The following is a 10,448-nucleotide window of genomic DNA, read 5'->3' on the forward strand; positions in this document are numbered from 1 at the left end:
GCCGCGGGGGCGGTGCGCGTCTCGAGCGTGCTGCCCGGTCAGCCTTCGACCCGTTTCTTCAGTTCTTTCAGCGCGGTATCGGTGATCACCTTCTCCGCCTTGCGTTTGAACATGCCGATCATCGGGATATTGAGGTCCACCGTGAGCTCGTAGACCACCTCGGTGCTGCCGTCCGGCCGCTCGATCAGCTCGTAGCGGCCGTCCTGCGTCTTCTGCAGATCACCGCTGACCAGGGTCCAGCTCACCGCCCTGTCGTCCGGCCGCCACGTGTACGACAGCACATAGGTGTCCTTGACAACCCCGGCGTCCAGGACGAACCGGGCCCTGCGGGCGCGACCGTCGGAACCGAACTCGAGCACCTCGACCGATTGGGCCGCCTCGACCCATTCCGGGTAGGACGGCAGATCGGCGATAACGGACATCACCTGCTCCGCGCGCGCCGCGATGACGATCGATCTCTGCGTCCGGTCGGCCATGGGGTTCTGCGGTTCCTTTCGACGAAGTGTCCGGTGGTGAATCTCAGGAAGCGATCGGGGCGACGCCGGCCGGCCGGTCGGCTTCCAGCCGGTCCTTGAGTTCGAACGACATGACCTTGCCCGCCACCCGCCGGACCCGGTTGGCCTCCGCCAGCCGGCGCGGCGGCAGCGGGTTCGGGGGTTCGGCATGCAGGAAGTAGTGCAGGATCACCCCGTCGAGGGCGGGACAGGGCTCCAGCCACACTTCCATGGTGCCGGTGAGACCGCCCTGTACCGTCCAGCGAATTCCCTTGTCGCCGCGATCTTCTCGGATATCCAGTGTCAGATCCGGCCACCACCGTCGCCACCGGCCCGGTTCGGCCAGCAGGGCGGCCACGGCGGCGCCGGGGGCGGCGACGAACGTCTGGTCTGCGACCTGGATGCTGCTCACACTGGTGAGCGTAATGGATCGGCGTTCGGCCCCGTCGGGTGCTGGTCCCGACGGGCACCCTGCGTGGTAGCGACGTCACCCACCTGCACCTACCCCGGCTCACCCAATGCGCCGAGTCGTACGAGGCCCACAAAGGGTTGCGGCCCGTCTCGCGTTTCAGCGCCCGAAGCGCATGCGCCGAAGGCGCGAGTCTCGGGCGCTGAAACGCGAGACCCGCCAGGGCCGCAACCCCGCGCCGGCGGAGCCGGCGCAATCAGACACAGCTCATGCCAGCAGCTGCCGCAGGCGGGCGCCGAGGGTGTCCCAGCGCCAATATTGTTCCACCCACCGCCGTCCGGCCGCGCCCATGGCCGCCGCGGCGTCGCGGTCGGCGAGGAGACCGGAGACCGCCTCCACGATCTCGTCCTCGCGGCACCCGTCCACCACGCGGCCGGTCCTGCCCTCGATCACCGTCTCCGGGGCCCCGCCGGAGCGGCCGGCCACCACCGGGACCCCCGTGGCCGACGCCTCCAGATAGACGATGCCCAGCCCTTCCACGTCCAGCCCCGCGCCGCGGGTACGGGCCGGCATGGCGAAGACATCCGCGATGGTGTGGTGGGCGGCCAGCTCCGCGGCCGGCACCCGACCGACGAACACCACGCTGTCGCTCACCTCGCAGGCCTGCGCCAGTCCGCGCAACCGCTCCTGGTACGGGCCGCCACCGGCGATCACCAGCACTGCGCCCGATACTCGTTCCCGGATCCGGCGCATGGCGACGATCAGGGCGTCCTGGCCCTTGCGGGGGACCAGCCGGGACAGGCACAGCACCGTCGGGCGGTCACCGAGTCCATAGCGGCGGCGCAGTTCCGCGCGCGCCGCCGGATCCGGTCGGAACGTCTCGGTGTCCACGCCCGGCGGCAGATACTCCAGCGCCGCGTTCGGCCCGAACGCGGCGGCGAACCGCCCCCGCGTGTACTTGCTGACGTAGGTCACCACATCGGTGTGCTCGCCGATGGCACGCAGCGCCTGTCGCCCGGCCGGAACCATCGACCAGCCGACCTCGTGGCCGTGGGTACTGGCCAGAATCCGTTCCGCGCCCACCCGCCGCAGCATCGGCGACAGCAGCGCCAGCGGCGCCGCCGCGCCGAACCAGACCGTATCGCAGTGTTCGTCGCGCAGCAGTTTCCGTGCCCGCCGCAGCACCGCCGGGGTCGGCAGCATCAGCGTGGTGGGGTGGCGGATCACCTGGTACTTCTGCTCGGCGTCGAACTTGATGTGGCTGTCTCCCCGCCATCGCGGCGCGTACACCACCAGCCCGTCCGGCGGCAGCTGCCCGGCCAATGCCTGCAGGTACGACTGGATACCTCCCGGTCGGGGCGGGAAATCATTGGTAACCAGCAGAGTTCGAGCCATACCCGACAACCTACTGGGTGCCCGCTCAGTGCCCGCGAGCGGTGAGCCAGGCGCGCCATTCGGCGACTGTGGCCACCCGGGTGGTGCCGAGGACCTCGCGGAACACGGTGTCGTGGCCGGGCGGGGTGCGCGCGCCGGTGGCGAGACGGCGGTAGAGGGCGACCAGGCGGGGCTCTCCATATTTCTCCGCGAGGTAGGCGCAGGCCGACCAAGCGAGTTCGTAGGCGGTGGCGGCCCGGTCGCCGCCGAACAGGGCGTCGGTCGGGAGATCGGTGGGTACGGACCCGGTACGCAGTTCGGCGGCGAGGGTCGGAGCGATGGTGGAGAAGGGGCGGGTGGTGCCGCGCTGGGCGGCGTACTCGGCGAAACCCTCCAGCATCCACAGCGGTGACCCGTCCACGGTGGCGGCACGGGTGGCGATATGGGTGAGTTCGTGGCGCAGCAGGGTGCGCAGTTCGGCGGGGTCGAGACGGCGGGCGGTATCGGGGCCGAATACCACGCGCTGACCGGTGGGCCGGGCGCCCGGCGCGAAGGGGTCAGCGACACTGACCGCGGCGACCTCCCCGGACAGCCGATCGGGGACGCGGGCCAGAGCGGCGAATTCGGCGGGGGTCGAGGCGATCACCACCACGGGGGAGCGGGACCAGTCCGAGCCCCACAGTTCGGTGATGGACGCGGTGGCCGCGGCGAGGTCGCCGGCGAGGACACCGATCTGCTCCTGCCGGTCGGGGTGGCCGACCACCAGGGCCGGCTCGTCCGCGCCGGTCGCCACCTGGTGCACGCGCACCGGGCCGTTGGGTTCGGTGATGCGGCGGATCTCGGCCAGTCGCGGATCCGCATGCGGCGACCGCTGCGACGATTCGGCGGGCTCGGCGTGGTCCGCGTCGACCGTGCCGGTGGAGGAATACGGAAGCAGCAGGGCCGCGCCGATACCGGCCGACAGCACGAGCATCGCGGCGACGAGTACGAAACAGGCGTGTCGCCGCACTGTCCGGGCGCGTGGTCGCCGCGGGAACACGACGTCAGAAACGCCGGGCCGAATGGTACGGAGTCGAATCCATGGGGGCGACCGCCACCGGAACTCCGAAGGTGGAGGCGTGCAGCATCAGGCCGTTGCCCGCGTAGATGCCCACGTGGGAGATGTCGTTGTAGAAGAACACCACATCACCGGGCTGCAGGTCCGTCCGGTCGACCGGGGTGCCGAAGTTCGCCTGCGCGGAACTGGTGCGCGGTACGTCCTTGCCGACCTGTTTGAACGCCCATTGCACCAGGCCGGAGCAGTCGAACTGGTCCGGGCCGGTCGCGCCCCACACATAGGGGTCGCCGACGCGGGTGAGTCCGGCGGCCAGGGCGCTGGCACCGTTGCCGGGCACCAGGTCTCTCAGCAGGCTGTCGCGATCGAATCCGGGCGGGAACGGTGAACCGGCCAGGGCGGCCTTGTCCTGGGCGGACAGGGTGCCCCAGGCTTCGATCACCGTGCTGATTGCGCCGGACAGCTCGGCCTGTTTGCGCTGGAGGTCGGTACGGACGGCGTTCGCCTGGTCGGCGGCCGCGCGGGCGGCGTCGGCGATGGCCCGGGCGGCGGATTCCGCGTCGGTGGCCGCGTCGGTCGCGGCCTTGTAGCGCTTCAGCTGGTCGGAGGTCTGGGCCGCCACCACCTCGAGGGTCGACATCTGGTCCAGCAGTTGCTGCGGGGAATCGCTGACGAGCACCGAGAACAGACGGTTGGTCCGGGCGCCCTGGTAGGCGGCGATGGCGGTGCGGTCGATGACCGGGCGGTATCGATTCACCTCGGCGCGGGCGGCGTCGACGGCAGCGGTGGCGGTGGCGAGTTTCGCCTCGGCATCACGCTGCACGGCCAGTTTGGCGTCGAGATCGGCCTGCGCGCCCAGCGCCTGCTGGTTCAGCTGTTCGGTCCGGCGGGACAGATCGACGATCTGTTGGACGGCCTCGCTCGCCGTGGTGGGCGTGGTCGGCATGGCCGGCGGGTCGGCGCTCGACGGGGCACCACCCCACAGGGTGACCGCGAGAACGCTCGCGGCGAGGGCGGCGCGTGCTGACCGTCTCGTACCGTGATTCCGAGGGTGTGCTGCCACGGGTGGGCGTGCCTTCCTGGTGAAGCCGTCGCCGGACGAACCTTGGGCGAAAGGTCTCGATTACATTACGGAACGGCCCGTAGAGGTGTCCAGTACAGCACGAAACGGTCACACCGGGGCCGTTCGAGGTTGGCGCGGCCCCGGTGCCCGGGGTCAGTAGCGGCGCGCGCCCGTGAACGGCATGGACGAGATCGGGGCCACCTGCACCGAGCTACCCGAGTTCGGGGCGTGTACGACATTGCCGTTACCGGCGTACAGGCCGGAATGGCCACCGCCGTAGAACGACACCACATCGCCGAGTTGGAGCTGGTCGAATCCCACCGGGGTGCCCGCGGACAGCTGCGCGCCGCTGGTGCGCGGCAGTTCGACGCCCGCCTGGCGGTAGGCCCACTGCACCAGGCCCGAGCAGTCGAAGGCATTCGGGCCCGCGGCGCCGTACACATACGGGGCGCCCTGCTTGGACAGGGCCGCATCGAGGGCGAGTTCGCCGGCGGTCTCGGTGGGCGTGACGAAGGGCGGCGGTGGGACTTGGCCGGCCTGGACACCTGGGATATTCGCCGGCACCGGGATCTCGTTCGGGACCTCGAACGTTCCGACACCGGGGACGGTCACCGGCTGGGCCGCGGCGGGGGCGGCGGGAAGCAGGAACGCGCCGAGGGTGGCCGCGCCGACGGCTCCGGCGGCGGCTGCGCGCCGCGCCTGTCGCTTGACGGTGTTGGTCGCCATGATGCGGTTACTCCCAATCTGGCCCCGCGCGTCGCGTCCGGTGACGCAACGAACTCCGCGAGGTCTCGGAAAGGTTACGAACAGATCACGGTCTGTTGTAAAGATGCGACCCTCGCTGTACGCGAATGCCCCGGTCCTTGCGAAATTCCGAGTGCGAGAACTGTCACAGAGTCGCGGAAAGATAACGATCGGGCGTATCGGGGTGCTCGCACCCGTGGGGTCCGCTCCGTGGACCGTGTGGCGAGCGCGGTCCATTGGTCGCAGATTTCCGCAGGTCGCCCAAGTGGAATTGGTCTGGAACCTGATCATTTCGGACCATGGATCGAGGTGGTCCTCGATTGCACTCTCCGCGGTGTCGCAATCCCCGGTATATGCCGGTGCACCGCCCGGGATAAATAGCAATAAAGAATAATGTGTGATCTGTATCTCTTTTCGGTATGGAGATCATTTGGCAGGGGAATTCAGTTCGATTCCGCTTCATCTCACACACCGGTCTTGCGCCCCCGACTCTTTCGGCAGACCACAGCGAAGAAGCCCTGAAGCCGTGTCGAACCGATAGTGCCACGCGGGGAGGATAGAGAGACGCACCGGATCCTCGGCCCACTCCCACCCGGGTGCCTTGCCTCGGCGGTCGGCTCTGCCCGGCCCGGCCGACACCTCCTCGGACGTCCCACCCCGACAGCGCCGCCGCCAGGCGGCGCAATCGAACACAGCACACCCTGCCTAGGCTGTGGACATGATTACCGCGATCGTGATGATCAACTCCGACAACAGTCGGATCCCGGAGACCGCCCAGGCGCTCGCCGATACCGACGGCGTCGCCGAGGTGTATTCGTGCGCGGGTGACGTCGATCTGATCGCCGTGGTGCGGGTGCGCGACCACGAGCAGATCGCCGACGTGGTGACCGGTGGAATCGATAAAACACCCGGCGTGATTCGGACCATCACGCATATCGCGTTCAAATCCTATTCCCGGGCCGATGTGGAGGCCGGTTTCTCCCTGGGGGAGTAGCACCTCCCGGCGGGGCGCCTCAGTTCTCGCCGAGCGCCTCGGCGAGTTTCACCCAACGGTTCAGCAGTGCCGCCGCGCCGCCGTTGTCGATGGCGGAGGCGGCGCGCTCGATCCCCGCCCCGAGGGGATCGTCGAGATCGGCATCCGGATCGGCGCCCCTGGACAGTTCATAGGCCACGATCGCGGCCGCCGAGTTCACCAGCACCGCATCGCGGACCGGTCCAGGGGTACCGGCCAGGACGTCCCGGGCCACCCCGGCATTGACCCGGGCATCGCCGCCGCGCAGGGCGTCCAGGTCGACGCGGGGAATGCCGAGCCGGGTGGGGTCGATGACGGTGCGCCGCATCCGTCCGCCCGACACCACCCACGCGTCGGTGACATCGGAGGTGGTGATCTCGTCCAGGCCGTCCCGGCCGCGTACCACCAGCGCACTCGCGCCACGTTGGACGAACACCCCGGCGACGGTCTCCAGAAGTTCCGGGAAGGCGCAGCCGACCAGACCCGCGCGCGGCCGCGCCGGATTGGTGAGTGGGCCGAGCACATTGAAGACGGTCGGAATACCGATCTCTTTACGGGCGGGACCGGCGAAACGCAGACCGGAATGGAACAGTGGCGCAAAGCAGAAACCGATACCCACCTCACGGACACACCGGGCCACCGATTCCGGGCCGAGTGCGAGCCGGACACCGAGCGCTTCGAGCATATCGGCGCCGCCGCTCTTCGAGGACGCCGCCCGATTGCCGTGCTTGACCACCGGGACCCCGGCCGCGGCGACCACGATCGAGGACATGGTGGAGATGTTCACCGAGCCGGACCGGTCACCGCCGGTGCCGACGATATCCACCGCGTCGCCGTCGATGGGAACCAGTCGGGCGCGTCCGAGCATGCCGGTCGCCATACCGGACAGTTCGGTGGGGGTCGGGCCCTTGATCTTGAGCGCGATACCGAACGCGGCGATCTGGGCCGAGGTGGCGTTGTCGGAGAAGATCTCGTCGATTACCCAGGTCGCCTCGTCCGCGGTCAGGTCGCCGCCATCGGCGAGGGTTCCGAGCACCTGGGACCAACTGCGCACGCTCATCCTCCTGTGTTCGATCGCGCCGCCCGGCGGCGGCACGGGTCGGGCCTTGTGGCGACCTGCCTGCCGGTCGCGCGGGCGGGGGTCTCGTGCCCGCAGGGTCTTCTCTCCCCGTACGACGCCGCTGCCGCGGCCACGCTCCGGATCGGTCCGGGCCCCGCCGTTCTGGTCGATCGGACCGCCGGGGGCGAGGCCGACCGGAGTGTCACGGGTAAGAGGGGCGGTTCACCGATCCGCCGACCGATCCCGCCCGTGGTCAGCATAGGCGCGCGTCGCTGTCCGCGCTGTTCGGGAGTCGATCGGCGCGCAGACGGGAATCCGGATCCCGCAACACGCCAGGAGGCGGCCGGGACGGCTCGGGGCTCGGCGTTTCCTGATACGAAGCGCCAAGATCGGAACCCGGCTACGCCCGTCGTACTACGAAGGGTCATACTTACCCCCGTGACGACCGCAGTAGGTACCTCAGGATCGGCCATAACCCAGCGTGTGCATTCGCTGAACCGGCCCAATATGGTCAGCGTCGGTACCATCATCTGGCTGTCCAGCGAGCTGATGTTCTTCGCCGGCCTCTTCGCGATGTACTTCGTCGCGCGCGCCCAGGCTCCGGAGGGTGGGTGGCCGCCGGAGCCCACCCAGCTGAACCTGGCCCTGGCCGTCCCGGTGACCACGGTGCTGATCGCCTCCTCGTTCACCTGCCAGATGGGCGTGTTCGCGGCCGAGCGCGGTGATGTGTTCGGGCTGCGCCGCTGGTATGTCCTCACCTTCTTCATGGGCCTGTTCTTCGTCCTCGGGCAGGGCTACGAGTACTACTCGCTGGCAGGCGAGGGCACCACCATTTCGAGTAGCTCCTACGGTTCGGTGTTCTTCATCACCACCGGTTTCCACGGTCTGCACGTCATCGGTGGTCTGATCGCCTTCCTGTTCCTGCTCGCGCGCACCAAGATGAGCAAGTTCACCCCGGCGCAGGCCACCGCCGCGATCGTCGTCTCCTACTACTGGCACTTCGTCGACATCGTCTGGATCGGGCTGTTCGGCACGATCTACTTCGTCCGCTGATGCCGGCTTCTGCACACGGTTCCGTCTACTCCAAAAGGGATACAGATGAGTTCATCTCCCCCAACAGCGCCAAGGCCCGAGCGCACCGGGCACGGCGAGGCCGGCAAGACGCGCAGGCAGCGCCGCATCCGTCGTCGTATCGCGGGCGGGCTCGCGCTCCTGGTGGGTCTGGTCGGAGCCGGTTTCCTCGCCTCGGCGCTCACCCCTGAACCGCAGGTGGCCACGGCGAACAACGACACCGCCGCCTTGGTCCGCGAGGGGCAGCAGCTCTACGAGACGTCCTGCGTCACCTGCCACGGCGCCAACCTGCAGGGTGTCACCGACCGCGGCCCCAGCCTGATCGGTGTCGGCGAGGCCGCCGTCTACTTCCAGGTGTCGTCGGGTCGTATGCCGATGACGCGGAACGAAGCCCAGGCCGAGCGGAAGCCGCCGAAGTTCGACGCCCACCAGACCGATGCGCTGAGCGCCTATGTGGCCTCCCACGGTGGCGGGCCGTCCGTGGTCCGTGACGCCAACGGCGAGATCGCCCAGGAGTCGCTGCGCGGGGGCGATATCGGTCGCGGTAGCGAGCTGTTCCGGATGAACTGCGCTTCCTGCCACAACTTCACCGGCCGTGGTGGTGCGCTGTCGTCCGGTAAGTTCGCGCCGCCGCTGGAACCGGCGTCCGAACAGCAGATCTATACGGCGATGCTGACGGGCCCGCAGAACATGCCGAAGTTCTCCGACCGGCAGCTGAGCCCGGAGGAGAAGCGCGACATCATCGCCTACGTCAAGGATTCGACGGAGTCGCAGTCACCGGGCGGCTGGAGCCTGGGCGGTTTCGGCCCCGCCACCGAGGGGCTGGCCATATGGGTCGTCGGCATCGTGCTGACCGTCGGTGCGGCGATGTGGATCGGATCGAGGTCATGAGCGAACAGGAGCCTAAGGACATGGGTCGCCCGGAAGAGGGGCAGACGGACGCGCAGCGGCCTCCGATGACCCCGGAGGCCGCCGCCAAGCTGACCGAAGCGGAACTGGACGCGATGTCGCGGGACGAGCTGGTCCGGCTCGGTACCGAACTCGACGGCGTCGATGTGGCCTACCGCCGCGAACGGTTCCCGGTGCCGGGCACCCGCGCGGAGAAGCGGGCCGAGCGCCAGGTCGCGATGTGGTTCGCCATCTCCGGACTGGCCGCCCTCGCGTTGGTCGGCGTGTTCCTGTTCTGGCCGTGGGAGTACAAGGGCAAGCATGAGGAAGGCCACGGGCTGTACTCGCTGACCACCCCGCTGTACGGTCTCACGTTCGGTATCTCGGTGCTGGCCATCGGTATCGCCGCGGTGCTCATCCGCAAGAAGTTCATCCCGGCCGAGCTGGCGGTGCAACAGCGCCACGACGGTCCGTCCGACGAGGCGAACCGCCGGACGCTCGCCGCCGAACTCGGTGACGCGCTGGAGACCTCCACCCTGGGCCGCCGCAAACTCATCACCCGCACCGCCGGTGCCGGTGTCGGTGTGCTCGGTATCGGCGCGCTGTTGCTGTTCGTCGGCGGTATGGTCAAGAACCCGTGGGCCAAGGGCGACAAATCGCCGCTGTGGGTTTCCGGTTGGACTCCGGACTATCCGGGCGAGACCGTCTACCTGCGCCGCGATACCGGCCGCCCGCAGGACATCGTGCTGGTCCGCCCCGAGGATCTGGACGCGGGCGCCATGGAGACGGTGTTCCCGTGGAAGGAATCCTGGCGCGGTGACGAGCACGCCACCCTGCAGTCGCTGCGCGGTATCCGCAACGCCGTCATGCTGATCCGCTTGCGCACCGAGGACGCGCAGAAGGCCGTCAAGCGCAAGGGCCAGGAGAGCTTCAACTACGGCGACTACTTCGCCTACTCGAAGATCTGCACCCACCTCGGATGCCCGACCTCGTTGTTCGAGCAGCAGACCAACCGGATCCTGTGCCCTTGCCACCAGTCGCAGTTCTCGGCGACCGAATGGGGTAAGCCGGTTTTCGGTCCGGCCGCCCGGGCGCTGCCGCAGCTGCCGATCACCGTCAACTCCGAGGGCTACCTGGTCGCCAACGGCGACTTCATCGAGCCGCTCGGCCCCGCCTTCTGGGAGCGTCGTTCATGAGTGTTGGAGAAGCGATGGGTCGCCGGATGGCCGCCCAGGTCAACGAGATGGACGAGCGGTATCGGGCTGCCGCGTTCGTGAAA

General features: G+C 68.8%; 11 protein-coding genes. 4 read left to right on the plus strand and 7 right to left on the minus strand.

The genetic code is table 11. The features are described 5' to 3' along the window. Nucleotides 1-38: 38 nt before the first annotated feature. From ON20_RS08560 to ON20_RS08585, 6 genes are all read right to left on the minus strand, one after another. The gene (locus tag ON20_RS08560) at nt 39-476 is read right to left on the minus strand and encodes an SRPBCC family protein (protein ID WP_040834462.1); all 438 of its coding nucleotides are present in this window, start codon (nt 474-476) and stop codon (nt 39-41) included. Between the two features lie 43 nt (nt 477-519). Continuing rightward, nucleotides 520-906 (minus strand): polyketide cyclase / dehydrase and lipid transport, encoded by a 387-nt coding sequence (locus tag ON20_RS08565; protein ID WP_040834463.1) that lies wholly within the window; start codon nt 904-906, stop codon nt 520-522. A gap of 264 nt (nt 907-1,170) precedes the next feature. Continuing rightward, on the minus strand, nt 1,171-2,298 hold the full coding sequence (locus ON20_RS08570; RefSeq protein WP_040834464.1) for a glycosyltransferase family 4 protein: 1,128 nt from the start codon (nt 2,296-2,298) through the stop codon (nt 1,171-1,173). Between the two features lie 25 nt (nt 2,299-2,323). Continuing rightward, nucleotides 2,324-3,250, minus strand: coding sequence for a M48 family metallopeptidase (locus ON20_RS08575; RefSeq protein ID WP_218002476.1), 927 nt, complete (start codon nt 3,248-3,250; stop codon nt 2,324-2,326). A 70-nt stretch (nt 3,251-3,320) separates the two neighbouring features. Continuing rightward, on the minus strand, nt 3,321-4,394 hold the full coding sequence (locus ON20_RS08580) for an NlpC/P60 family protein (protein WP_040834466.1): 1,074 nt from the start codon (nt 4,392-4,394) through the stop codon (nt 3,321-3,323). A 153-nt stretch (nt 4,395-4,547) separates the two neighbouring features. Next, nucleotides 4,548-5,120 carry a C40 family peptidase gene (locus ON20_RS08585; RefSeq protein ID WP_040834467.1) on the minus strand — a complete coding sequence of 191 codons (573 nt, stop codon included), beginning with the start codon at nt 5,118-5,120 and terminating at the stop codon, nt 4,548-4,550. Nucleotides 5,121-5,856: 736 nt separating this feature from the next. On the opposite strand from ON20_RS08585, the gene ON20_RS08590 reads away from it, so the two are divergent. Then, nucleotides 5,857-6,132, plus strand: a complete 276-nt coding sequence (locus ON20_RS08590) for an Lrp/AsnC family transcriptional regulator (protein ID WP_040834476.1) — start codon at nt 5,857-5,859, stop codon at nt 6,130-6,132. Between the two features lie 19 nt (nt 6,133-6,151). Here ON20_RS08590 and trpD read toward each other — a convergent pair whose 3' ends face one another. Further along, nucleotides 6,152-7,210, minus strand: a complete 1,059-nt coding sequence (gene trpD / locus ON20_RS08595; RefSeq protein ID WP_051161959.1) for an anthranilate phosphoribosyltransferase — start codon at nt 7,208-7,210, stop codon at nt 6,152-6,154. A 438-nt stretch (nt 7,211-7,648) separates the two neighbouring features. Here trpD and ctaE point away from each other — a divergent pair, with 438 nt between their 5' ends. From ctaE to qcrA, 3 genes are read left to right on the plus strand one after another with little or no spacing between them, the layout of a single operon-like run. Continuing rightward, a complete protein-coding gene (gene ctaE, locus ON20_RS08600; RefSeq protein ID WP_083864752.1) occupies nt 7,649-8,263 on the plus strand; it encodes an aa3-type cytochrome oxidase subunit III in 615 nt (204 codons plus the stop codon). A 45-nt stretch (nt 8,264-8,308) separates the two neighbouring features. Continuing rightward, nucleotides 8,309-9,172 (plus strand): cytochrome bc1 complex diheme cytochrome c subunit, encoded by an 864-nt coding sequence (gene qcrC / locus ON20_RS08605; RefSeq protein ID WP_083864753.1) that lies wholly within the window; start codon nt 8,309-8,311, stop codon nt 9,170-9,172. Between the two features lie 20 nt (nt 9,173-9,192). After that, nucleotides 9,193-10,365 carry a cytochrome bc1 complex Rieske iron-sulfur subunit gene (qcrA, locus tag ON20_RS08610; RefSeq protein WP_086008937.1) on the plus strand — a complete coding sequence of 391 codons (1,173 nt, stop codon included), beginning with the start codon at nt 9,193-9,195 and terminating at the stop codon, nt 10,363-10,365. The last annotated feature ends 83 nt before the right edge of the window (nt 10,366-10,448 follow it).

The organism is Nocardia brevicatena NBRC 12119 (genome assembly GCF_000308495.1).
GTDB lineage: Bacteria > Actinomycetota > Actinomycetes > Mycobacteriales > Mycobacteriaceae > Nocardia > Nocardia brevicatena.